Below are 23299 nucleotides of genomic sequence, written 5' to 3'. Positions count from 1 at the left end.
GAGCCGGTCACACGTTGGCGAGATAGAGCCGGGCGGCGCCTTCCTTCAGGATCGCCACGATTTCCTCCTGCCGCATCACGATGATGTTGCGCAGGACCGCGATGGCCCGCGCCTGATCGCGCTCGCGCAGGACGGTCAGAAGTTCGAGGTGGCGGTGATAGCTCGCCTCGTGCTCGTCACCGCCCTGCGTGTCGGCCCAGCGGATGAAATGGATGCGGGCGTTGACGCCGCGCAGGGCATGGACAAGCTCGTCGTTATGGCCAAGGGCGGTGACCCGCTCGTGGAACTGCTCGTCATTGGCGATCCGCTCCGCCGTGGTGACGGTGGCGCGGCGGGCAAAGGCATTCTTCCAGAAGGCGGTGACCTCGGCGATCTCGTCGTCCGTCGCCCGCTCGACCGCCAGCTTGACGCCCTCGGTCTCCAGCATCACCCGGAACTCGTAGAGGTTCACGATCTCCTGCACGTCGATCTTGGCCCGGTAGAAACCGATAGACGGCTCGAAGCGCAGCAGCCGCTCGACCACCAGACGGTTCAGGGCTTCGCGCAGGGGCGTGCGGCTGACGTTGAAACGCGCCGCCAGCTCGACTTCGTTCAGGCGCTCGTTCGGCTTGATCTCGTAGTTCAGGATCAGGCCGCGCAGCGCGTCATAGGTCCGCGTGACGGCCGTGCCTTCGGGCTTGTCGGCCCCGGCCGCCGCCCGGCCCCGGCGGGCCGCGCCGGTGGGGAATGCGGGGGCGTTCTCGGGGGGAATGCCGGTGGCGGCGGGGCGCTTTGCTGCGGTCATGCGTTTCGCATCCTTGTTCGCGCCGGTGATGGCACGCGGCACCCCTTCTGTCAAACCGTTCGACACGCCTGTATTCAGGTGATCACCGTCAAGTCCCGACCTCGCGCAAGGGCACTTCCGGCGTAGCCAGACGGACCAGCAGCCGGCCGCGTTCGGCCGTGGCCGCGGCGACCGCGGCGTCTTTCACGGGACCGAAACCGCGAATCTTCTCCGGCAGGGCGGCCAGGGCGACCACGGTCTGGTAGTCCAGCCCGCCCAGCCGCGGCAACAGGTCGCCGATGGTCGCCCGGTAATCCGCGATCAGGCGGCGTTCCATGCGCCGTTCCGCCGTCTTGCCGAAGGGATCGGCCCAGGTCCCGCGCAACCCCTTGGCCTTGGCGAGCAGGCGGAAGACGGGCAGAACCCAGGGGCCGAAGGTCATCTTGCGCGGCCGCCCGCTGACCGGATCGTGCCTGGCCAGCAGCGGCGGCGCCAGATGGAAGCGGAGGCGCAGGGTCTCGCCCTCGAACGTCTCGGCCAATTGCCGGGCGAAGGCGCCATCGGTGAACAGGCGGGCGACTTCGTATTCGTCCTTATAGGCCATCAGGCGGAACAGGTTGCGGGCGACGGTGCGGCCAAGCTCGTCGCGCCCCACCGGCTCCGCCTTGCGCACCGCCGCGATGAAATCGCGGTAACGGGCGGCATAGGCGGCATTCTGATAGGCGGTGAGGAATTCGGCATTCCGCGCCACGAGGGCGTCCAGCGTTTCCGCCGCCACGGGGGCGGGTTTGGCGCTGGCAAGGGTGGCGATGCCCGCGGGATCGACAGCGGCGCGGCGGCCCCAGTCGAAGGCTGCCTTGTTCATCGCGACGGCTTCGCCATTCACCTCGATCGCCTGCATAAGCGAAGCGTAAGCCAGCGGCACCGCCCCGGCCTGCCAGGCAAGGCCCAGCAGGAACAGATTGGCGCCAATCGTGTTGCCCAGCAGGGCGAGGGCGAGGCGATTGGCGTCGACGAAACGGCAGGCATCGCTGCCGGCGGCACCTTCCAGCGCCTTCTTCACCCGCTCCACCGGCAGGGAGAAATCGGCGTCGCGGGTGAAATCGCCGGGCAGCACTTCGGCCGTGTTGGCCACCACCTTGCTCCGCCCCCGTTCCAGCGCCGTCAGGGCCTTGGCCGTGCCCGCGACCGCGATATCACCGCCGAGCAGCAGGTCCGCGCCCCCGGCGCCGATGCGGATCGCCGTGATATCGGCCGGCGTCGCCGCCAGCCGGATGTGGGAATAAACGGCGCCGCCCTTCTGGGCGAGGCCGGCCATGTCGATGACGCCAAAACCCTTGCCCTCGAGATGGGCCGCCATCGACAGGATGGCACCGACCGTGACCACCCCGGTGCCGCCGACGCCGGTGACCAGAATATTGTAGGTGCCGTCGATCACGGGCAGCACGGGGGCCGCCAGCTCCGACAGGTCGGCCCTGGTCGCGACCGGCTTCGGCTTCCGCAGGCTGGCGCCCGAGACCGAGACGAAGGAGGGGCAGAAGCCCTCGACGCAGGAGAAATCCTTGTTGCAGGACGACTGGTCGATCCGGCGCTTGCGGCCGAGCGGCGTCTCCACCGGCTGCACCGCGACGCAGTTCGACTGCACGCCGCAATCGCCGCAGCCTTCGCAGACCTGTTCGTTGATGATCACGCGGCGGTCGGGATCGGGGAAGGTGCCGCGCTTGCGCCTGCGGCGCTTCTCGGCGGCGCAGGTCTGGTCGTAGATCACCACCGTGACGCCGGGCACCTTGGCCAGCCCGGCCTCGACCGGGATCAGCTCGCTACGGTGATGCACCTTCGTGCCGGCGGGCCAGGTGGTGCCGGGGGGATATTTCTCCGGCTCGTCGGTGACGACGGCGATGCGGGCGACGCCCTCGGCCGCGACCTGCGCGGCGATCTTCGGGACCGTCAGGCCGCCATCGTGGGGCTGGCCGCCGGTCATGGCCACGGCGTCGTTGAACAGGATCTTGTAGGTGATATTGACACCGGCGCCGACGGCAAAGCGGATCGCGAGCGAACCCGAATGGTTATAGGTGCCGTCGCCCAGGTTCTGGAACATATGCCCCCGGGTGGAGAAGGAGGCTTCGCCGACCCAGCTCGCCCCTTCGCCGCCCATCTGGACATAGCCTTCGGTCGAGCGGTCCATCCACTGCGCCATGTAGTGACAGCCGATGCCGGCGTAACCGCGCGCGCCCTCGGGCAGGCGGGTCGAGGTGTTGTGCGGGCAACCGGCGCAGAAATAGGGCGTGCGACTGCTGACATCCCCGGCCTCGATCAGCCGTTGCTGCGCCTGTTCGATCGCCGCCAGCCGGTTGGCCAGGGCGGCCGTGCCGGACCCGAGTCGGCGCCCGATGGCGATCGCAACCTCGTTCACGTCGAGCGCGCCATGGGCGGGGAACAGCAGGGCGCCCGTCTCGTCGTGCTTGCCGACGATCATGGGCGCGCCATCCCGGCCATAAAGGATGTCGCGCATCTGGCCTTCGATCAGGCCGCGCTTCTCCTCGACCACGATGACGAGATCGAGACCGAGGGCGAAGCTGGCGATGCCCTGCGGCTCCAGCGGCCAGACCACGCCGACCTTGTAGAGCGAGAGGCCGAGGTTGTCCGCCGCCGCCTCGTCGATGCCGAGGTCCTGCAGGGCCTGACGCACGTCGAGATAGCTCTTGCCCGCGGTGACGACGCCGATGCGCGGGCGGGCGCCGCCCCGGAACACCACGCGGTCGAGACGGTTCACCCGGGTGAAGGCTTCGACCGCCGGGCGTTTGGCCGCGTGAAGCCGCTCCTCCATGGCGAGGAAACCGTCGCGCGGGCGAATGCCGAGGCCGCCCTCGGGCAGGGTCAGGTCTTCGGGCCGACGGATCGCCACCCGTTCCACGTCGCCGTCGACGGCGACGGTCGATTCGACTGTGTCCTTCACGCATTTCAGGCCGACCCAGCAGCCCGAATAGCGCGACAGGGCGAAACCATAGAGGCCGAAGTCGAGGATTTCCTGCACGCCCGCGGGCGAGAGGATCGGCATCATGGCGTCGACCAGGGCGAATTCGCTCTGATGCGCGGTGGTCGAGGATTCGGCGACATGATCGTCGCCGAGGAGCGCGAGCACACCGCCCTTCGGATCGGTCCCGGCCAGATTGGCGTGACGGAATACGTCCCCCGTGCGGTCGACCCCGGGGCCCTTGCCGTACCAGACGGCGAAGACACCGTCGACCCGGCCTTCGCCCCGCATGGTCGCCTGTTGCGTGCCCCAGATCGCGGTTGCCGCCAGGTCCTCGTTCAGGCCGGGCTGGAAGCGGATGTCAGAGGCCGCCAGCAGCTTGCCCGCCCGGGTGAACTGGGTGTCGACCCCGCCCAGCGGCGAGCCCCGGTAACCGGAGACGAAGCCCGCCGTGGCAAGGCCCGCGCGGCGGTCGCGCTCGCGCTGCATCAGGCACAGGCGCACCAGCGCCTGCGTCCCGGTCAGATAGACCTGGTGCTTCGCCAGATCGTATTTGTCGTCGAGCGATATCGGTTTCGCCGCGCGTTCCATCCCTAAACCCTTTGTTCCGCCGGTCAGCGGGCGGCGACGGCCTGAATTTCGACCGTGAAATCCGGTGCCGCCAGTTTCGATTCGACGCAGGCCCGCGCGGCCGTGTGCCCGGCCGGGACCCAGGCGTCATAGACCGCGTTCATCTCGGCGAAACTCGCGATATCGGCCAGCCAGATGGTAACCGACAGGATCTTCGTCTTGTCGGTGCCGGCGCGAGCGAGCAGGCCGTCGATCCGGGCGAGGATATCGGTCGTCTGCGCCGTGACCGACTGGCCGGGGGCGCCTAGCGCGACCTGGCCGGCCAGATAGACGGTATCGCCGTGGATCACGGCCTGGCTCATGCGCGGGCCCATGTCGAGCCGTTCGATGGCAGTCATTCTCTTCTCCTCAGGGGGTGGATCAGACGGCGGCGCCGCCCAGATAGAGCTGGCGGACCTGATCGTCCGCCAACACGGATGCGGCCGGTCCCTCGAGGGCGACCTGCCCCAGCACGAGGACATAGGCGCGGTCGGAAATCGCCAGCGCCTCGGCCGCGTTCTGCTCGACCAGAAGGACGGCGATGCCGAGCTTCCGCACGATCTCGCGCACGGCGAGGAAGACTTCGTGCAGCATCAGGGGCGACAGGCCGGCCGAAGGTTCGTCCAGCAGCAGATAGCGGGGCGAAGGCATCAGGGCCCGGGCCAGTGCCAGGATCTGGCGCTCGCCGCCCGACAGCGTATAGGCTTTTTCGCGCCGCTTCCGCCCTAGCAGGGGATAGGCCTCGATCAACTCCTCGATCCGGCGACGCCGTTCGGCCGAAGGCAGGAAACCGCCGCCGAGGTCGAGGTTCTCGGCGACCGTGAGGGCACCGAAGACATTGTTCGACTGCGGCACGATGGCGATGCCATTCTTGCGCACCCGCTGGTCGATGGGCCGCGCCTGCACCGCTTCGCCGTCGATGGCGACCGTGCCGGTATGGGGCAGCAGGTAACCGGCCGCGACCTTGAGGCTGGTCGACTTGCCCGAGCCGTTGGGGCCGATGATGGTGACGATCTCGCCCGGTGCCGCGGTCAGGCTGAGGCCGCGCAGGATGTCGACGCCGGGGACATAGCCGGCGGCGATGCCGTTCAACGCCAGGGCCATGTTCAGGCCTCCGCCGTGCGCAGGAGGGCGTCGGGCGCCTTGGGCCGCGTCTCGCGCTTGCCGAGATAGGCTTCGACCACCCGTTCGTTCTCCATCAGATGCTCGGGCTTGCAGTCGGCGATCAGTACGCCCCGGTCAAGGACGACGCAGCGGTCGCACAGCCGGCCGATGAAACCCATGTCGTGCTCGACGACGACGAGTGTGACGCCCTGCCGGCGGATGTCCTGCAGGGTCTCGACCAGACGCAGGCGCAAAGTGGGGTTGACCCCGGCCGTCGGCTCGTCGAGGAGCAGCAGGCGGGCGCCGCCCAGGATCGCGGCGCCCAGCGCCAGCAGCTTCTGCTGGCCGCCGGAAATGCCCGAGGCCGGCTGATGCGCGACGCGGGTCAGCTCCAGATGCTCCAGCATCTCGAAGGCGCGCTTGCGGGCATCGCGTGCTTCCGCCCGGGCGCGGCCCGGCCAGGCGAGCAGGCGGGCGCCGGCCGGTTGCTCCACCGCGGTCAGCAAAAGCTCGGCGCAGGACATTTTCTCCGGCATCCGGGGCAGCTGGAAGGTCCGCCGGATGCCCAGGCGGGCGATGGCCTCGGGCGCCATTCCGCCGATGTCCCGCCCGCCATAGTGGATGCGGCCGCCGGACGGGCGCAGGAAGCCCGACAGGATGTTGAGGAGGGTGGTCTTGCCCGAGCCGTTCGGCCCGAGCAGGCCGACGATCTCGCCGGCACCGACCGAAAGATTGACATCCGACAGCACTTCGAGGCCGCCGAAATGCTTGGCGATGGCTTCAGTCTTCAGCATGGATCTTGCGCAGCCTCTCGGGCAGCAGCCCTTCGGGTCGGATCATCAGGAAGGCGAGCAGCAGCACGCCGACGATCAACATGCGGAGCGCGCCCGCGAGTTCCGACGGCAGGCCCAGCCCATCCTTCAGGAACAGGGCGCCGACGAAGATGAACTGGACCACGAAGGCGCCAAGCACGGCCCCTCGGTTATTGCCCATGCCGCCGATGATCGCCATGGTCCACAGCATGAAGGTGCCGAAGGAGACGAGGTCACCCGGGCTGATATAGGCGATGTAGGAGGTCGCGAGCGCCCCGCCGAAGGCGGCGATGGCGCCGGCGACCGCCATCGCCTTCACCTTGTAGGCGACGATGTCGTGACCGAAGGAGACGGCGAGGTCCGGCTGTTCGCGCATCAGGCGGAGGATACGGCCGAACTGCCGCTCGGTCAGGCCGCGCACCAGCGCGAAGGCGAGGACGAGGCCGGCGAGGGCGATGCCCAGCATGGCCCAGGTCGCCTCAGGTTCCTTGATGCCGGGAAGCAGCGAGAGATCGCCGCCGATACCGCCGGCGCCGCCGGTCGCCCAGCCTTCGTTGATCAGGACGATGCGGAAGATCTCGGCGATGCCAAGGGTGGCGATGGCCCAATATTCCGCTTTCAGGTTGCGGCCCAGCCGGCCGATGGCGGCGCCGGCCCCGGCCGCCAGCACAACGCCGAGGGGAATACCGGCGACGGGCGGCAGACCTGCGCTGGCGGTCATGGCGACGGCATAGCCGCCAATGCCGAAAAAGGCGATCTGGCCGAAATTCATCAGGCCGGCGACGCCGATCTGCAGGTTCAGGCTGGCCGATGCGATGCCATAGGTCGCGGCGATGATGAGGATGTGGACGATAAAGTCAGACACGTGCGCTCTCCCGGAAGAAGAGGCCGTTCGGCCGGACGATCAGGGTCAGCACCAGCAGGCAGAAGCCGGCGGCCGGACCATAGGCGAGCGGGACATAGAGGAAGTCGTCCCCGGTCAGGAAGCCGAAGTTGAGATTGGTCACCAGCGTCTCGACGATGGCGAGGGCAAGGCAACCGAAGACGGCGCCGACCGGACTGCCGAGGCCGCCGACGATGGCCGCGGCGAAGACCGGCAGCAGCAGGTCCTGGCCCATGTTGAAATGAACCTGGCTGCCGACCGCGAGCAAGACGCCGCCCAGGGCGGCGAAGGCCCCGCCCATGAAGCCGATGGCGTCGACCACCCGGGCGGAGTCGATGCCGCAGGCCCGCGCCAGTTCGGGTTGGGTCGCGACCGCCCGCATCGAACGGCCAAGGCCGGTGCGATAAAGGACAAGGAGGAAGCCGGCGACGAAGACGGCGGTAACTGTCAGGATCACTGCCTGCGTCGGGGTGATGGCGGCGCCGAGCACCGTCATCGGCGCCTCGATCGGCAGATCGAAACGGGTCGAACGGGTGCCGGCGGTCGCCTGGATCACCGACCGGACGATGATCGCCGCGGCGAGCGAGCCGATCATGGCGATCACCGGCGAGACCTTCAGCAAAGGCGCGAAGGTCAGGCGGTGCAGGGCCACGGCGAAGGCCCCGGTGATCGCCGAGGCGGCAAGCGCCGCCGCCCACAGCGGCAGGCCGAAACCGGCGAAGAGCAGGCCCATGAAGGCGCCGACCGTGGCGTATTCCGTTTGCGCCAGGTTCGGGAAGCGAACCAGGGCATAGACGGTGCTGAGGCCGAGCGTGACGAGCATCAGGTCGCCCGCGCGGAGCAGGGCGTCGACGACGAACTGCATGGCTGCTCTCTCCGGTTTCGGTCGGGTTGCGTTACAGGGTGGCCAGGGCGCCGTCCTTGACGGTGACCAGCAGATATTCCTGTTGCGAACGCTCGCCGTCGGCGTCGAGCTTGATCGGCCCGGTGGCGCCGTCGTAGTCGAGGGCATGGGCCGCCTTCAGGATCGCGGCCGCGTCGGCACTGCCCGCGGCGTTGGCCGCCTGCGCCGCCATGGTCACGGCATCGTAGAGATAGCCGTTGAAGGCCGAGCGGAAGGCTTCGCCGTATTTCTTTGTGTAAGCGTCCTGATACCAGGCACTGTTCGGGCCGATGAAATTGACCTCGGCGCCGAGCTGGCCTTCGACCGTTTCCTTCGGTGCGTCGCTGATACACATCGACAGATAGATGCCGAACCACGGCGTCTTCTTCTGGCCGAGTTCGAAGGCCTCGCGATTGATGATCGCGGCTTCCTGCCCATAGGCCGAATAGACATAGATGTCGGGTTCGAACTTGGCGATCTGCTGCAACTCGCGGCGATAGCTCGACTGGCCCTCGGTATAGAGCAGGGTGTGGACGACGCTGCCGCCCGCGGCCGTGAACGCCTTGGCGAATTCGCCGCTCATGCTCTCGCCATAGGCATTGTTGGGCAGGATCACCGCCGCCTTCTTGAAGCCCTTGGCGCTCAGGGCCGTGGCGGCGAATTTCGACATGACGTCGTCGAGGCCGATGACCGAGAAGGCGAGGCCGCCACCGGACTTCCGCAGTTTCACCGAGGACGAACCGCAGTTGATGTGGACGACGCCGGCCTTTTCCATCGCCTGACGCAGCGGCACGGTGATGCCCGACGAATATTCGCCCATCACGACCTTGGCCCCGTCGATGGAAACCAGCTTCTTGGCGGCATCGAGCGCGGTCTGGGCATTGCCCGCAGAATCCTCGACCAGGACTTTCAGCGGCTTGCCCAGCACGCCGCCGGCCGCGTTGATCTTCTCGACCGCGAGTTCGATGCCGCGGCGCTGATCCTCGCCGATCGAGGCGCTGGCCCCGGTCAGCGGCAGCACGGCGCCGAAGACGACGCCTTCGTCGGCGGCGAAGGCCCGGCGGCCGCCCAGCGCGGCGGCCAGGCTGCCGACGGCGACGGTGGCCATGAAGTGACGGCGGTTCAACCCATTCATCGCAAGCTCTCCCTTTCAGTCCCCAGTTGCACGCTGAAAAACGCAGGTGATCACATCGGTGCCGGCAGTTCGAACAGGCGGCCGACCCCCGGAATGACATCGCCGACCCCGGCGAGACGCAGGCAGTGCCAGGCCAGCGCATGGTCGCTGGCGGTCACCGGCAGGCCGGTCGCGGCCTCGATCTCCGCCGCCTTGTCGGCGAGACGAAGGCTGGTGCAGGAGATGAAGACCGCGTCGAGGTCGGCCTTCTCCGCCATCGCCGCGATGCCGTCGGCGATGGACTTCGGCGAAATGCGCGCGGCTTCCCGGTCGTCCAGCTTCTCGAAGGAGCCGAAGGCGGCGACCTCGATCCCCTTGTCCTCGAGGAAGCGGCGCACGATGTCGTTGACCGGCTTGGCATAGGGCGTGACGACACCGATGCGGCGCGCGCCGAAGGCCTCGAAGGCGGCGAGCGCGGCAGTGATCGGCGTGGTGCAGCGAATGCCCGGCCGCGCCTTGCGGATTTCGGCGAAGACCACGTCCTCGCCCAGGGTCATGGTCGCCGAGGTACAGCCGAAGCCGACGACGTCGAGATCGAGGCCGGGCAGGATCAGCTCGGTCGCCGGCGCGATGCGGTCGCGGATGGCGCGCAGCGTCTCAGGCGTGATGTCCGCGTCGTTGAAGAGACGGGCGGCGTAGAGGCCGATGCCGTCGAGCGGCAGCAGGCGGCGGAATTCATATTCCATGGTCTGGTCGGTCGCCAGCACCAGCAGCCCGATGGCGGCCCGCGCGGCGACGCCGCCGTCGAGTTCACAGGGCAGCAGGCCAAGATCGAGACAGTCGCTCATCGTCCGTCCCTCACGCCGCGATGTCTTCGATGGGCAGGGCGGGCGTCCGGCCGCCGATCAGATCGGCGAGGATGCGGGCCGAGCCATGGGACATGGTCCAGCCGATATGGCCGTGACCCGTGTCGTACCAGAGGTTGCGGTGTTTCTTCCGGCCGATGATGGGCAGGTTGGTCGGGGTCATGGGACGAAGGCCCGCCCACATTTCCGCCTCGTCGTAATGGGCGCCTTGCGGGTAAAGCTCGCGCGCCACGCCCGCCATGAAGGCGAAATCCTTCGGCTTGTGGCTGGTGTCGTAGCCGGCGAATTCTGCGGTCGCAGTCACCCGCATGGAGCCGCCGAAGCGCGAGATGGCGACCAGATTTTCCTCGTCGACCGAACCGATGGTGGGCGGATGCGGCTGTTCGCCGATCGGAATGGTCAGGGAATAACCCTTGATCGGATAGATCGGCAGATCGACGCCGATCCGCCGCGCCAGCGCCGCGCTGCCATTGCCCAGCGCCATGACATAGGCATCGGCCCGGATCGTGCCCCGGTCGGTGCGGACGCCGATGATCTCGTCCCCGACCGCTTCGATCGCCTCGATACGCTCGCCGAGGCGGAACTCGGCGCCGGCACCCCGGCAGAGTTTCGCCATCTCGCGGGTGAAGGCGGCGCAGGAGCCGGTTTCGTCGGTCGGGCAATAGATGCCGCCCGCGATCTTGTCGCCGACCGCGGCGAGCGAAGGCTCGAGCGCGAGCACGCCGGCCCGGTCCAGCACTTCGATCTTCTGCCCGTCGTCGGCCAGGATTTTCATATGGGCGATGCCGGTCTCCAGCTTCGCCGCCTGACGGTAGAAATAGAGGATGCCGCGGTCGATCCGGTCATAGGCAATCGGCGCTTCGGCCAGGGTCTGCTGCAGCACGGCCTGCGAATAGGCCGCCAGCCGATGTTTGCGGATCGTGTTGTATTCAGACCTGCTTTTAGTGCACTGGGCAAGGAACTTCAGCGACCAGGTCCAGAGCCGGGGGTCGAGTGACGGGGTGAAGCGCAGGGCCTGATTTCGCGCGAACAGCGACTTCAGCAAGGTCATCGGCGCGGAGGGCGAGGACCAGGTGAAGGAATGGCCCGGCGCGACCATGCCGGCATTGCCCCAGCTGGTGTCTTCGGCGACGCCGGGATGGCGCTCGACCAGGGTCACGCGGTGACCGTCCCTCAACAATTCCCAGGCTGCCGTGACCCCCACGACACCCCCGCCCATCACCAGGACATGCATTCAAGCGCCCCCGAGCAGTTCGTAATTTATATCTGTAGACAGTAATGCACTCAGCAAATGCGTCGTCAACAAATTCATATCGACAGGAAACGGTGTCGCCGTTTCCTGTCGCCGGGTCATATGTCGAGGGGGAGTGGCTCGCCGTGTCGGGCTGGATCGGTGCCGTGGGGGCCGGGAGCGGGCAAGGGGGCCTTTCGGCCCCCGATCAATAGACGGCGGGTGCGACGATCCACAGGACTTCGCATTCTTCCCCGTCGTTGGCCCAGAAACGGATCAGGGAGGTCGCCGGAAAGGCGAAGGAATCCTGCGCTTCGATGCGCAGCACGCGGCCGTCGATCTCGAGCCCGAGGCAGCCGCGCAGGACGATGCCGCATTTGCCACCCTGCTGGTTACGATAGGGCTCCCCCGAATGACCTTCCGGCTGGATGACGAAGCGCATCATCTGGATGTCCGGGCAGGCATCGGGGGTGAGCAATTCCTTGATCATGCCGTGACTGCCGAGATCCAGCCGGCGGCGGTAGGGATGGCGGACGACGATGTCGCTGTCGGCCGCGTTCTCGTGCGGCTCGGTGGCGAAGAGCCAGCTGACCGGCATATCCAGCGCGGCGCAGATCGCGCCCATGGATTTGACCGACGGCATGGTCAGGCCGCGCTCGATCTGGCTGAGCAGGCCGATCGAGACCGAAGCCCGCGTCGCGACATCGCTCAGCGACAGGCCGCGCATCTTCCGGCGCAGGCGCAGCTTCTGCCCGATACCGTTGCCCGCGATGCCGTCCCCGCTCGGTGCGTTCTGGTCCATAGGCGCCTCATCCCTCGTCTTCTGCAGGCTTACTAAAAAAATCATTGAACATTTTTAGTTCGGGTATAGGGTTTATATCACGATTTTAGAACTTGTGAGGTTTTTTCAGCCTGGGCGCAAGCCGCGCCAGGCCATGGGCGGTGCTGTCCCAATGGGGATGGCGGCGATGCGCCGGTCGGCCATCGCCGGTTTTGGCGATATCAGAAGGGGCACGAATATGCTGAAGCTGTTTTCGGGCGCGGTCATGCTGGCCGTGGGGTTGTCGGCGGGGGCGCAGGCCAGGGATCTGACCTTCGCCTCCTGGGGCGGCAATTATCAGGATGCCCAACGCGCCGCCTTCTTCAAACCCTTCGCCGCGCAGAAGGGCATTTCCTTCGCCGAGGATACCTATCTCGGCGGTCTCGCCGACATCAAGGCGATGGCCGAGACCGGTCAGGTCAAATGGGATCTGGTCATGGTCGAGCGCGCCGACCTCATCCTCGGCTGTGACGAGGGGCTGTTCGAGAAGCTGGACTGGGCCAAGCTCGGCGCCGCCGACCTGCTGCCCACCGCGATCCATCCTTGCGGCGCGGGTGCTGTCGTCGTCTCCTACGGCATTGGTTACAACAAGAACGGCGCCGGCAAGGCACCGCAGACCTGGGCCGATTTCTGGGATCTGAAGACCTGGCCGGGCAAGCGCGGCCTGCGCGCCGGCCCCAAGATGAACATGGAACTGGCGCTGATCGCCGACGGTGTCGCGCCGGCCGATGTCTACAAGGTGCTGGCGACGCCGGAAGGCGTGGACCGCGCGTTCCGCAAGCTCGACGAGATCAAGCCGTCGCTGCAGTTCTGGGACGCGGGGGCGCAGCCCGTCGACTGGCTGTCGACCGGCAATGTCGCCATGTCCTCGGCCTACAACGGCCGCATTTCCAACGCGGTCGCGGACGGCAAGCCGCTCGGCTTCGTCTGGACCAACAATATCTACGGCATGGATTCCTGGGCCATTCCCGCCAAGGCTCCCAACAAGGAACTGGCGATGGAGTTCATCGCCTTCGCCAACACGCCGGCACCGCAGGCTGAATTCCCCAAATATATCCCCTATGGCACCAGCAACGTGAAGGCCGCCGACCTGATGGCGCCCGATCTGCGGGCCAATCTGCCCGCCGGGGTCAACATGGATACGGCGCTGTTCATGGACGATGTCTTCTGGGCCGATCATTTCGACCAGATTTCCGTGCGCTGGAACAATTGGGCCACCCAGTAACCGGCGGCTGACCCGATGATCCGGTCGAAGGGCGGCGCGCTCGCCACCTTGCTCCTGCTGCTGCCGCCGCTGGCGCTCTATGTCGGCGTCTATCTGCTGCCGATGCTGGCTTTCGGCGGCGCCAGCGTCGACAACGGCGTGCTCGGCCAGCGTTTCCCGCGCCTGGCGGCCTGGGCGGCTTCGGCCGCCCCGGTCGACGACGCGGCGGCGGTGGCCCTGCTGGCCGACCTCGGCGTCCTTCGACCGGAAGAACGGGCGGAAGCCGCCCGCATGTTGAACCAGGATCAGCCGGGCTTTCGCTCCCTGATCATGACCACGGGCAACGCGGCGGGCACGATCGGTCCTGGCCTCGCCGCGCTGCGCAGCTTCGACGCGCGCTGGGCCGAGGACCGCTTCTGGTTCTCGCTCCGGCAAAATCTCGAGCCCGTGACCTGGCGTCATTTCCGCAAGGCGCTGGGGCTCGGGCTTTCGCCCGATGGCGGGATCACCCGGGTCGAGGGCGGCGACATCTATCTGCGTATCATGCTCCGTACCCTGGTCATCGGTTTCGAGGTCGCCGCCCTCACGGTGCTGATCGGCTATCCACTGGCCTATGCCGTCGTCAACGCCGGACCCCGGCTGCGTGGGCTGGTGCTGGGGGCCGTGCTCCTCGGCTTCTGGACCTCGATCCTGGTGCGGACGACGGCCTGGGTCGTCCTCTTGCAGACCAACGGCCTGATCAACGGCCTGCTGCTGCGCCTCGGTCTCGTCGATGCCCCGCTGCCGCTGATCTTCAACCGCTTTGGCACGGTTGTCGCCATCACCCATGTGCTGCTGCCCTTCGCCATCCTGCCCATCGTCAATGTGATGCGGCAGATCCCGGCGGCGCAGCGCGACGCCTCGCGTTCGCTGGGCGCGGGGCCGATCGAGACTTTCCTGCGCGTCTATCTGCCCCAGACCCTGCGCGGCGTGGCCGTGGGGGGCGGCACGGTCTTCATCCTGGCGCTGGGTTTCTATGTCACCCCGGCGCTGGTCGGCGGACCGGGCGACCAGATGCTGGCCTATTACATCGCCGACTTCATGCAGAAGCAGCTGAACTGGGGCATGGCCTCGGCCCTCGGCATCATGCTGCTGGCGGCGGTCGCGGCCGTACTCGCCCTGTGGTTCGTGCCGCGTCTCTTCGCGGCCCCGTCGGCGAGGCGGCCGTGATGTCGAGGATCGTCATGGCCCTGTCCGTCGGCTTCGGGCTCGCCTTCCTGATCGTGCCGCTCGCCATCGTCATGCCGCTGGCCTTCAACGGTGGCAGCTATCTCAGCTATCCGCTCGAAGGCCTGTCGCTGCGCTGGTTCGGCGCGGTGCTGCATAATCCGCCCTGGCTCGCCGCGATCGCCAACAGTTTCCGGGTCGCGCTCGGGGCGACGGCCCTCGCCCTCGTGGTGGGCGGACTGGCGGCGATCGGGACCATGGCCAGCCGGCGCCTGACCGCCATCGTCCTGTGGGCGCTCTTCGTCTCGCCGCTCGCGGTGCCGTCGATCGTGATGGCGGTCGCGCTCTATTTCGCCTTCGCCCGCCTGGGACTGAACGGAACCTATCTCTCCCTCGTGATCGCCCATGCCCTGCTGGGGGCGCCGCTCGTTTTCGTGTCGGTGCTGAACAGTCTGCGGGGCCTGCCACCCGAACTCGAACAGGCAGCGGCCTCCCTCGGCGCGTCGCGCTGGATGCGCTTTCGCACCGTCATCCTGCCGCTGACCCTGCCCGGCTTCCTGACCGGCGCGATCTTCGCCTTCGTCATGTCCTTCGACGAGGTGGTGATCGCCCTGTTCCTCGTCTCGCCCGAGACGCAGACCCTGCCGATCGCCCTTTTCGCCGCCCTGCGCGACCGGCTGGAGCCGACGCTTGTCGTCGTCGCGCTCTCGCTCACCCTGCTCTCGGGGCTCCTGATCTTCGCGCTCGCCCGACTGCGGCGGTCGGCGGCGCCCCTGGGGAAAGACCAATGACCTCCGCCACGCTTCCGATCACGACCACGCCCTATTGGTGGGAGGCGGCGCCGCCCGAACATGGGCTGCCGGCCGATGCCCTCGGCGATTGCGATGTCGCCATCGTCGGCTCCGGCTATACCGGCCTCAACGCGGCGATCACCCTGGCCGAGGCCGGGGGGACGCGGATCGCCGTGATCGACCGCCAGCGCCTGGGCGAAGGTGCGAGCAGCCGCAACGGCGGCCAGCTCGGCGCCGAATCCAAGGTCGACACCGCCCATCTCGAGAAGCGTTACGGCCGCGACGTCGCCCGCGAGGTCGAGGCGGATTTCCGGGCCGCCATGCCGTTCTTCCTCGAGCGTTTCGCGACCCTGACCGGCGAATGCCATCTGCAGATGACCGGCTCGGTCGTCGGCGCCCATTGCACCGCTGACTACAGGCAGATGGCGGCGGCGGTCGAAGGCCTGCCGGCGGCGGAGCGCGGACGATACCGCCTCGTTCCGCCCGATCAGCTGCACCGGGAAATCAGGACGGATATCTATCGCGGCGCGCTGGTGCGGGACGAGGGCGGGCTGATCCATCCGGCGCTTTATCACCGCGCCCTGCGCGAGAGGGCGCGCGGCCTCGGCATCGCGCTGCATTCCGGCGTCGAGGTGACGGGCGTGGCGCGCGAGGGGCAGGGCTTCCGGCTGCATCTCGGCGGCGGGCGGGCCATCCGCGCCCGGCAGGTGATCATGGGACCGAACGGTTACGCCGGGCCGGTCATGCCCTGGCTGCGCCGCCGTCTCGTGCCGGTCGCCAGCTACATGATCGCGACCGCGCCCCTGCCGGCGGCGCGGATGCGGGAACTGATCCCGGGCAACCGGGCCGTCGCCGACACCAAGAAGGTGCTTTACTACTACCGGCTCTCGCCCGACGGCCAGCGGATGCTGTTCGGCGGCCGCGCCAGTTTCACTGCGATCGACGAGCAGCGGTCGGCGGTGGGCCTGCGCGGTTTCATGCGCTCGGTCTTCCCGGAACTGGGCGATGTCGCGATCACCCATTCGTGGCTCGGCAATGTCGCCTTCTGTCTCGATTTCCTGCCGCATTACGGCGTGCATGACGGCATCCATTACGCCGGCGGCTGTAATGGCTCGGGTATCGTCATGTCGACCTATCTCGGTCACAAGGTGGCGGAGCGGGTGCTCGACGGTGGCCAGCCGGCGCGGGGCCTCGGCCGCATTCCCTATCCGGCGGTGCCCGGCTATACGGGAAATCCCTGGTTCCTCGGCATCGTCGGCAATCTCTACCGGGCGGGCGACATGCTCGCCCGCTGGAGGGACCGGGCATGAGCGGCGCGGCGGGCCGGCTCGACATCGTCGGCATCGACAAGCATTACGGCGCCTTTCACGCGCTGCGGGACGTCTCCCTGTCGATCGGGCGGGGGGAATTCGTCACGCTGCTCGGCCCCTCCGGTTCGGGCAAGACAACGCTCCTGCGCATTCTCGCGGGCTTCGAGACGGTAACTGGGGGCCAGGTGCTGCTGGACGGCCGGGACATTACTAGTCTCATTCCCGAAAGGCGGGACTTCGGTCTCGTCTTCCAGGGCTACGCGCTGTTTCCGCATATGACCGTGTTCGACAATGTCGCCTATCCCTTGCGGGTGCGGCGGGTGCCCCGGGCGGAGATCGCCCGCCGGGTCGGGGAATTGCTGGACCTCGTGCAACTGTCCGGTCTCGCCGGACGCCGCCCGGCCGCCCTGTCCGGCGGGCAGCAGCAGCGTGTCGCGCTCGCCAGGGCGCTGGTGTTCAGGCCGGAGGTGCTGCTGCTGGACGAGCCGATGAGCGCGCTCGACAAGAAGCTGCGCGGCGACCTGCAGCAGGAATTGCGCGATATCCATCGCGTCCTCGGCACCACCTTCGTCAATGTCACCCACGACCAGGAGGAGGCGATGCATATGTCCGACCGCATCGCCATCATGAATAGGGGCGTGATCGAACAGTTCGGAACCCCGGCGGCGCTTTATCGGCGCCCGGCCAGCCGCTTCGTCGCCGACTTCCTCGGCAAGAGCAATATCCTCGAAGGCGTGCTGGAAGCCGGCGCCGGCGGCCCGTGCTTCAGGGGCGGGGGCCTGGCGTTTCCGGTGCCGGGGGCCGGACGAAGCCACGGTCCGGTCGAATTGATGATCCGGCCCGAGGATGCGGCGCTCGGCCCGGCGGCGGCGACCGGCGGCGATGTCGAATTCACCGCGCGGGTGTGCGAGAGCACCTATTCCGGTGACCGCACTCTTTACACGCTGGCGGCGCCCGGTCTCGACCGCTTTCTCGTTTACAGCCGGGCCGGCGGCGGGGCGGCGCAGGATATCGGCGCGACCGTGACGGTTTCATTCCCGATACGCGAATGCGCCGTGATCGGCGCGTCTTCGCCGGTATGACGGCCGTCGTGCCGCCATCGTCTGTCGCCCGGAATTTCGGAGGGGCCATGTCCAATCTCAAGCATTTCAAACTGTCCGATCTCGATGGCCGGCCGCCGGAAGGTCCGTTGCCCGGCCGGCTGATCGCCGGCACGCCCGAATTCCGCACCTGGTCGATGGGCGCGGCGCCGCAGGCCTTTCTCGATGCCGGCCTGTGGCTGGCGACGCCCGGCTCCTTCCGTTCGATCAAGCAGGAAACCTGGGAGATTTTCACCCTGCTGGAAGGCGTCGTCGAAATTACCGAGGACGGCCATCCGCCGGTGACTTACCGCGCCGGCGACACGGTGGTGCTGGGGCCGGGCTTCACCGGGGTCTGGAACACCGTCGAGACCGTGCGCAAGGTGTTCGTCCTTGTCGACGCGAGCCGCCCCTTGCCCGAAGCCTGACGGTCGCGATTCATCATTGGATATATCTATAATGTAATTGCCAATTATCAATTTGATGACGGTGGACGGAAGGGGGTTTGATGATCTGGTGAGACGAGCACTTCGGTAGCCTTTGCCAAGGTTGCCCTGCGGAAGGCGGCGCCATGTATCAGGTCTGTGTCGATGTCGGCGGTACGTTCACCGATCTCTATGCGGTCGATCCGGCGCAAGGCGCGGTGATCACGGAAAAGGCGACGACGACGCCGGACGCGGTCAGCGGCGTGATCGACGCCATCGCGCGGAGCGGTATCGCCCCCGCCGAGATCGGGCGTTTCGTCTTCGGCTCGACCCGGCTCGTCAATGCCCTGGTCGAAGGCAAGGTGCCCGCGGTCGCCTTCATCGCCACCCGGGGCTTTTCCGATACGCTGGAAATTCGCCGGGTCTGGCGCGAACATCTGTTCGGCTGGCGCTGGGAACGGCCGGTGGCGCTGGTGTCCGGCGATCTCCGCTTCGGCGTTCCCGGCCGGATCGACCACCGGGGGCAGGAGATCGAACCTCTCGACCTCGCGGCCCTCGATGCCATCATCGACGCGATCGCGGCGCGCGGCATCCGCGCCGTCGCGGTCTCGCTCCTGTTCTCCTTCCTCAATCCGGTGCATGAGCGCAAGGTTCGCGACCGCTTCCGCAGCCGGGCACCCGGTATCGACGTCTTCCTGTCGTCCGAGGTCGATCCCGAGATCAAGGATTACGAGCGCGGCTCGACCACCGTGGTCGCCGCCTCGCTGAGCGGGCTGGCCAACGAATTGTTCAGCGAGCTGGAAGACCGGCTCTCGGCCGCCGGGATCGCCGCGAAGCCGCAGGTGATCAAGTCGAACGGCGGGACCATGTCGGCCGCCTCGGCCCGGGCGAAGCCGCTCGAGATCATCCGCAGCGGCCCGGCCGGCGGGGTTGCCGCCCTGGCCCGTCTGTCGGCGCGCCTCGGCCTGCCCAATCTGATCGGGGTCGATATCGGCGGCACCACGGCGGATGTCGCGGTCATCACCGGCGGCAAGGTCACCTATACCAGCGAGATGCCGCTGAAGTGGGATATTCCGGTCCGCGCCAACATGGCCGACGTCCGCTCGGTCGGTGCCGGGGGCGGTTCCATCGCGCGGCTCGACGCTGCCGGGCGGCTCCATGTCGGGCCGCGGTCGAGCGGCGCCTTCCCAGGGCCCGTCTGTTATGGCCGGGGTGGCACGCAGCCGACCACGACCGATGCCGCCGCGGTCACCGGTCTGATCGACCCCGCCCGCTTCCTCGGCGGTCGGATGACGCTCGACGTCGCATCCGCGCATCGCGTGATCGAACGGGAGATCGCCGCCCCCCTCGGCCTTTCGGTCGCGGCGGCGGCGGCCGGCATCCTGCATCTGGCCACCGCCCGCATGGCCCAGCTCGTCTCCGAGATGACGGTGCAGGAAGGGCTGGATCCCCGGGACTATACTCTGGTCGGCTTTGGCGGCGCGGGGCCACTCTTCGTCGCCGGCATCGCCGAAGAGATCGGCGCGGCGGGCGTGATCGTGCCGCGCTTTCCCTCGGTCTGGTCCGCCTGCGGCGGGCTTAACGCCGATATTGTGCATGATTACGCCCAGACTCTGTTCTCGGCCGTGGCCAGCCTCGATCCGGCCCGTCTGGCCGAGCGGCTGGCGGCGCTGCGGTCGGCTGCGGAAGCCGACCTGCGGCGTGATGGCTGCGATCCCACGCGGGCCTGCTACACGGCCGCCCTCGACATGCGCTACGCCGGGCAATCGCATCAGATCGCCGTGCCCCTGGGGCGCCCCGACGCCCCCGATCGCGCGCTCCTGCGCGAGGCCGAGGCGGAGTTCGAGCGGCTGCATGAAGCCGCCTATGCCCACCGGCGTCCCGACGATCCGCGGGAGGTGACGACCGTCCGGCTGCAGGCGCGGGTCGCCGTCGCCGCCGGGGAAGCGGCCATCGCGCCACCCCCGACGGGGCCAGAGGCGGCCCCGGTCTGCCGTCCTGTCTATTTCCATGGCCATGCCGATGCCCTCGACACGCGGGTGGTCGAGCGCGACGCGCTGGTCCCCGGCCGATGGCTGGCGGGGCCCGCCGTGGTGACCGAGGACCAGTCGAGCACGGTGGTGCCGCCCGGCTTTCGCCTGCGCCTCGCGGCCGAAGGCCATCTCGTCCTCGAAAGGAGCCCGGCATGAGCGGCGCCCTCGACCCGATCACCGAGCGGGTGCTCGGCTCCGCCTTTGGCTCGATTTGCGCCGAGATGGGGCACACCATGTTGCGCACCGCCAATTCCTCGGTCTTTGTCGAGGGGCGGGATTTCTCCTGCGCCCTGGTCGATGCCGAGGCGGGGCTGGTCGCGACCGCCAATTTCGATCCCAGCCACCTCTCGGCCATGGCGCTGACGGTCGAGTATGTCATGCTGCATTTCGGCCGCGCGGCGATCCTGCCGGGCGACGTCTTCCTGGTGAACGATCCCTATCGGGGCGGCGGCCACCTGCCCGACATCACCCTGATCCGGCCCCTGTTCTGCGGCGAGCGTCTGCTCGCCTTCGCGGTCAACCGCGCCCACCACGTCGATATCGGCGGCATGGCGGTCGCGGGCTTTCCGGGCACGGCGAAATCGACCTATCAGGAAGGCCTGCGCATTCCGCCGGTCAAATGGTTCGCCGCGGGCGAGGAGCGGCGCGACATCCTGGAGCTGATCACCCTCAACGTGCGGTTTCCGCGCGATCAGATCGGCGACCTGCGCGCCCAGGAAGCCAGCACCCGCGTGGCCGAGAGGCGTTTCGCCGGGCTGATCGGAAAATATGGCGTTGATACGGTCGCGGCTTGCATGGCCGCCGTGCAGGACCATTCGGAACAATTGATGCGGGCGGTGATCGCCGGCCTGCCGGACGGCATCTGGCGCTTCACCGAATTCATGGAGGACGATGGCCACGACGACCGGCCCTATCGGATCGAGGTCGCCCTGAAGGTCGCGGGCGACACGGTCACGGTCGACTTCACCGGCTCGAGCGCCCAGGCCCTGGGGCCGATCAATTCATCCTACGGCAATACGCTGTCGAGCACCTATAACGCACTGATGCAGCTGGTCGGCCCGGAAGTCGCCTTCAATTCCGGCTGTTTCCGGCCGATCGAGGTGATCGCCCCGCGCGGCTGCCTGCTCAATCCGGTGCCACCGGCTCCCTGTTTCGGCGGCGTCACCGAAACCTCGATCCGGATCATCGACGCCGTGCTCGGCGCGCTCGCGCCCGCGGCGCCGGATCGGCTGGGGGCAGGGACCTATGGCACCTGCATCAATTTCTCGGGGGGCGGTTACGACCGGGCGCGTCAGCAGGATTTCGGCTTTTACCTCTTCTGCGAAGGCGGCTGGGGGGCGACGGCCTGGCGTGACGGCTGGAACTGCACGCCCAATCCGACCTCCAACTTCAACGATTATCCGGTCGAATGGGTGGAGGCGACCATGCCGCTGCGCTACCTCGAGGCGCGGTTGAACCCGGACAGCGGCGGGCCGGGGCGTTTCCGGGGCGGCGTCGGCGCGATCCGCAGCTTCGAGCTGCTGGAAGACGAGGTCGAGCTGAACGGCCTTGGCGAGCGCATGGTGATTCCGCCCTTCGGTCTCGAAGGGGGACGGCCGGGGGGGCTCAACCAGCTCGAATTCCGCCGGCATGGCGGCCGCGAATGGCAGGACCTGACCTGTGCTTTCGGCTGCGCCTCCCCCTCCAAATTCCATGGCCTCAAGGCCGGACGGGGCGACCGCTTCCGCATCGTCACCGGGGGTGGCGGCGGCTTCGGCCCGCCGCTGGACCGCGATCCGGCGCGCGTGGTCGAAGATGTCCGGGAAGGTTTCGTCAGTGCCGGCGCGGCCGCCAGCATCTACGGTGTCGTCCTGACGCAGCAGGCGTCGGGCTTCGACCCGCAGGCGACGGCGGCGCTCCGCCGACGCCTTGCCGGGGCGCGGGATGCTGGGGATTACGAAGCCCTGATTTCCGCGGCCCTGAAGCGCGCGGCGGGCAGCGAGCCGGACACCCGCACCCGGGCCGAGATCGCGGCCATCGCCGAGATCGTCGCGACCCGGGCGGAGCCTGCCCCCGGCCATTCCCTGGACACGCCCTTCGACAATCGCCGCGCGCTCGCCTTCTGGGACTCCTGGGCCCTGCGGCGCTGGCTCTCCGTCCGAGGTCGCCATGACTGACGCGCCCTGTCCCTTCGGCACCCATCGCGCCGGCGGCCTGCTGCCCCAGCCCGCCCCCCGCCTCGACACGGCCCTGCCGATGCAGGCCAACGAGCTGGAAATCGAGGTCGAGTGTCTGAATCTCGACAGCTCCAGTATGCGCCAGATCGCGGAAAGCTGCGGTGGCGACCGTGCCGCCATCGCCGCCCGCATCGCCGGGATCGTGCGCGAACGGGGCAAGATGCACAATCCTGTGACCGGATCTGGCGGTGTGCTGGTGGGCCGCGTCGTCGCCGTCGGCCCCGATTTTCCCGATCGGGATCTGACCCCCGGCACAAGAATCTGCACCATGGTCTCGTTGTCGCTGACCCCGCTGGTGCTCGACGCGATCGAGGGGGTCGACGTATCCCGGGCCCAGGTACGGGCACGGGGACGGGCCTATCTCTTCGCCAGCGGGCTCTACGCCCGCATCCCCGACGACTTGCCGCTCGTCCTGTCGCTCGCGCTTTGCGATGTCGCGGGGGCCCCCGCCACGGTCCTGCGCGAGGCGGGGCCGGGCGAGACCGTCGCCGTGCTGGGCGCGGCGGGCAAGGCGGGTGTCCTTTCCCTCTTCGCCGCGCGGGATCGGGTCGGTCCCGGGGGGCGGGTGATCGCGCTCGACCAGTCTCCGGCCGGATGTGACGAGGTCCGTGGCCTCGGCGTCGCCGACACGGTCGCCGTCGCCGACCTTCGCGATTCCCTCGGCACCTGGCGGACGGTCGCCACGGCGACGGACGGCGCCCTCGCCGATCTCGTCGTCAACACCACCAATGTCGCGGGGACAGAGGGCGCCAGCATCCTGTCCGCGCGCCAGCGAGGCCGCATTCTGTTCTTCGGGATGCAGACCTCGTTCCAGGCGGCGGCCCTGGGCGCCGAAGGCCTGGGACGGGACGTCACCATGTTGATCGGCAATGGCTATGCCGAAGGCTGGATCGACGCGACCTTCGACCTCGTCCGGCGTCATGGCGCCCTGCTGGACCTGATGCACCGTCGCTTTCCGGAGACGGGGGCATGAGCG

General features: G+C 68.1%; 19 protein-coding genes and 1 pseudogene. 9 read left to right on the top strand and 11 right to left on the bottom strand.

All coding sequences use genetic code 11. The annotated features are described in order from the left end of the window. Positions 1-7 precede the first annotated feature (7 nt). From DKG74_RS05625 to DKG74_RS05575, 11 genes and pseudogenes are all read right to left on the bottom strand, one after another. A complete protein-coding gene (locus DKG74_RS05625) occupies positions 8-784 on the bottom strand; it encodes a GntR family transcriptional regulator (RefSeq protein ID WP_133251508.1) in 777 nt (258 codons plus the stop codon). Positions 785-872: 88 nt separating this feature from the next. Next, positions 873-4328 (bottom strand): indolepyruvate ferredoxin oxidoreductase family protein, encoded by a 3456-nt coding sequence (locus DKG74_RS05620; protein ID WP_109903491.1) that lies wholly within the window; start codon positions 4326-4328, stop codon positions 873-875. A 23-nt stretch (positions 4329-4351) separates the two neighbouring features. Continuing rightward, complete coding sequence (locus tag DKG74_RS05615; RefSeq protein WP_109903489.1) at positions 4352-4705, bottom strand: RidA family protein; 354 nt, start codon at positions 4703-4705, stop codon at positions 4352-4354. A 244-nt stretch (positions 4706-4949) separates the two neighbouring features. Next, positions 4950-5450, bottom strand: a pseudogene (locus DKG74_RS05610) (ATP-binding cassette domain-containing protein); the annotation flags it as partial. 2 nt (positions 5451-5452) lie between these two features. Continuing rightward, positions 5453-6244, bottom strand: coding sequence for an ABC transporter ATP-binding protein (locus DKG74_RS05605; RefSeq protein ID WP_109903485.1), 792 nt, complete (start codon positions 6242-6244; stop codon positions 5453-5455). Beyond that, on the bottom strand, positions 6231-7127 hold the full coding sequence (locus DKG74_RS05600) for a branched-chain amino acid ABC transporter permease (protein ID WP_109903483.1): 897 nt from the start codon (positions 7125-7127) through the stop codon (positions 6231-6233). Before DKG74_RS05600 ends, DKG74_RS05605 begins: the two co-directional genes overlap by 14 nt. Further along, positions 7120-8010, bottom strand: coding sequence for a branched-chain amino acid ABC transporter permease (locus DKG74_RS05595; RefSeq protein WP_165837543.1), 891 nt, complete (start codon positions 8008-8010; stop codon positions 7120-7122). The genes DKG74_RS05600 and DKG74_RS05595 overlap by 8 nt, the downstream gene beginning before the upstream one ends. A gap of 31 nt (positions 8011-8041) precedes the next feature. Continuing rightward, complete coding sequence (locus DKG74_RS05590; protein ID WP_207779244.1) at positions 8042-9163, bottom strand: ABC transporter substrate-binding protein; 1122 nt, start codon at positions 9161-9163, stop codon at positions 8042-8044. A gap of 50 nt (positions 9164-9213) precedes the next feature. After that, positions 9214-9990: a maleate cis-trans isomerase family protein gene (locus tag DKG74_RS05585; protein WP_109903477.1), complete on the bottom strand. Its 777-nt coding sequence runs from the start codon at positions 9988-9990 to the stop codon at positions 9214-9216. A gap of 10 nt (positions 9991-10000) precedes the next feature. Continuing rightward, positions 10001-11242 carry a D-amino acid dehydrogenase gene (locus tag DKG74_RS05580; protein ID WP_109903475.1) on the bottom strand — a complete coding sequence of 414 codons (1242 nt, stop codon included), beginning with the start codon at positions 11240-11242 and terminating at the stop codon, positions 10001-10003. A 205-nt stretch (positions 11243-11447) separates the two neighbouring features. Continuing rightward, entirely contained in the window at positions 11448-12041 is a 594-nt protein-coding gene (locus tag DKG74_RS05575) for a helix-turn-helix domain-containing protein (protein WP_165837542.1), read from the bottom strand. Between the two features lie 217 nt (positions 12042-12258). Here DKG74_RS05575 and DKG74_RS05570 point away from each other — a divergent pair, with 217 nt between their 5' ends. The 9 genes from DKG74_RS05570 to DKG74_RS05530 all read left to right on the top strand — a co-directional run bounded on the left by DKG74_RS05570 (position 12259) and on the right by DKG74_RS05530 (position 23296). Further along, a complete protein-coding gene (locus DKG74_RS05570) occupies positions 12259-13284 on the top strand; it encodes an ABC transporter substrate-binding protein (protein ID WP_207779243.1) in 1026 nt (341 codons plus the stop codon). Positions 13285-13299: 15 nt separating this feature from the next. Then, positions 13300-14472, top strand: coding sequence for an ABC transporter permease (locus tag DKG74_RS05565; RefSeq protein WP_109903469.1), 1173 nt, complete (start codon positions 13300-13302; stop codon positions 14470-14472). Then, positions 14472-15260 (top strand): ABC transporter permease, encoded by a 789-nt coding sequence (locus tag DKG74_RS05560; protein WP_109903467.1) that lies wholly within the window; start codon positions 14472-14474, stop codon positions 15258-15260. The genes DKG74_RS05565 and DKG74_RS05560 overlap by 1 nt, the downstream gene beginning before the upstream one ends. After that, positions 15257-16570 carry an NAD(P)/FAD-dependent oxidoreductase gene (locus DKG74_RS05555; RefSeq protein ID WP_109903465.1) on the top strand — a complete coding sequence of 438 codons (1314 nt, stop codon included), beginning with the start codon at positions 15257-15259 and terminating at the stop codon, positions 16568-16570. Before DKG74_RS05560 ends, DKG74_RS05555 begins: the two co-directional genes overlap by 4 nt. Next, entirely contained in the window at positions 16567-17652 is a 1086-nt protein-coding gene (locus tag DKG74_RS05550; RefSeq protein WP_109903463.1) for an ABC transporter ATP-binding protein, read from the top strand. The genes DKG74_RS05555 and DKG74_RS05550 overlap by 4 nt, the downstream gene beginning before the upstream one ends. A 47-nt stretch (positions 17653-17699) precedes the next feature. Continuing rightward, positions 17700-18077: a cupin domain-containing protein gene (locus DKG74_RS05545; protein WP_109903461.1), complete on the top strand. Its 378-nt coding sequence runs from the start codon at positions 17700-17702 to the stop codon at positions 18075-18077. 143 nt (positions 18078-18220) lie between these two features. Further along, positions 18221-20263: a hydantoinase/oxoprolinase family protein gene (locus tag DKG74_RS05540; RefSeq protein WP_109903459.1), complete on the top strand. Its 2043-nt coding sequence runs from the start codon at positions 18221-18223 to the stop codon at positions 20261-20263. After that, entirely contained in the window at positions 20260-22263 is a 2004-nt protein-coding gene (locus DKG74_RS05535; protein ID WP_165837541.1) for a hydantoinase B/oxoprolinase family protein, read from the top strand. The genes DKG74_RS05540 and DKG74_RS05535 overlap by 4 nt, the downstream gene beginning before the upstream one ends. After that, a complete protein-coding gene (locus DKG74_RS05530) occupies positions 22256-23296 on the top strand; it encodes an MDR/zinc-dependent alcohol dehydrogenase-like family protein (protein ID WP_109903455.1) in 1041 nt (346 codons plus the stop codon). Before DKG74_RS05535 ends, DKG74_RS05530 begins: the two co-directional genes overlap by 8 nt. Positions 23297-23299 lie beyond the last annotated feature (3 nt).

Origin of the sequence: Zavarzinia aquatilis (assembly GCF_003173035.1) — a bacterium.
Lineage (GTDB): Bacteria > Pseudomonadota > Alphaproteobacteria > Zavarziniales > Zavarziniaceae > Zavarzinia > Zavarzinia aquatilis.
The sequence above is the reverse complement of the archived record's forward strand: the minus strand, read 5'-3'. Positions and strand labels throughout refer to the sequence as shown.

Coding starts and splice junctions, on each gene's coding strand:
- DKG74_RS05625 (WP_133251508.1), bottom strand. CDS start 784: ATGACCGCAGCAAAGCGCCCCGCCGCCACCGGCATTCCCCCCGAGAAC.
- DKG74_RS05620 (WP_109903491.1), bottom strand. CDS start 4,328: ATGGAACGCGCGGCGAAACCGATATCGCTCGACGACAAATACGATCTG.
- DKG74_RS05615 (WP_109903489.1), bottom strand. CDS start 4,705: ATGACTGCCATCGAACGGCTCGACATGGGCCCGCGCATGAGCCAGGCC.
- DKG74_RS05605 (WP_109903485.1), bottom strand. CDS start 6,244: ATGCTGAAGACTGAAGCCATCGCCAAGCATTTCGGCGGCCTCGAAGTG.
- DKG74_RS05595 (WP_165837543.1), bottom strand. CDS start 8,010: ATGCAGTTCGTCGTCGACGCCCTGCTCCGCGCGGGCGACCTGATGCTC.
- DKG74_RS05590 (WP_207779244.1), bottom strand. CDS start 9,163: ATGAATGGGTTGAACCGCCGTCACTTCATGGCCACCGTCGCCGTCGGC.
- DKG74_RS05585 (WP_109903477.1), bottom strand. CDS start 9,990: ATGAGCGACTGTCTCGATCTTGGCCTGCTGCCCTGTGAACTCGACGGC.
- DKG74_RS05580 (WP_109903475.1), bottom strand. CDS start 11,242: ATGCATGTCCTGGTGATGGGCGGGGGTGTCGTGGGGGTCACGGCAGCC.
- DKG74_RS05575 (WP_165837542.1), bottom strand. CDS start 12,041: ATGGACCAGAACGCACCGAGCGGGGACGGCATCGCGGGCAACGGTATC.
- DKG74_RS05570 (WP_207779243.1), top strand. CDS start 12,259: ATGCTGAAGCTGTTTTCGGGCGCGGTCATGCTGGCCGTGGGGTTGTCG.
- DKG74_RS05565 (WP_109903469.1), top strand. CDS start 13,300: ATGATCCGGTCGAAGGGCGGCGCGCTCGCCACCTTGCTCCTGCTGCTG.
- DKG74_RS05560 (WP_109903467.1), top strand. CDS start 14,472: ATGTCGAGGATCGTCATGGCCCTGTCCGTCGGCTTCGGGCTCGCCTTC.
- DKG74_RS05555 (WP_109903465.1), top strand. CDS start 15,257: ATGACCTCCGCCACGCTTCCGATCACGACCACGCCCTATTGGTGGGAG.
- DKG74_RS05550 (WP_109903463.1), top strand. CDS start 16,567: ATGAGCGGCGCGGCGGGCCGGCTCGACATCGTCGGCATCGACAAGCAT.
- DKG74_RS05545 (WP_109903461.1), top strand. CDS start 17,700: ATGTCCAATCTCAAGCATTTCAAACTGTCCGATCTCGATGGCCGGCCG.
- DKG74_RS05540 (WP_109903459.1), top strand. CDS start 18,221: ATGTATCAGGTCTGTGTCGATGTCGGCGGTACGTTCACCGATCTCTAT.
- DKG74_RS05535 (WP_165837541.1), top strand. CDS start 20,260: ATGAGCGGCGCCCTCGACCCGATCACCGAGCGGGTGCTCGGCTCCGCC.
- DKG74_RS05530 (WP_109903455.1), top strand. CDS start 22,256: ATGACTGACGCGCCCTGTCCCTTCGGCACCCATCGCGCCGGCGGCCTG.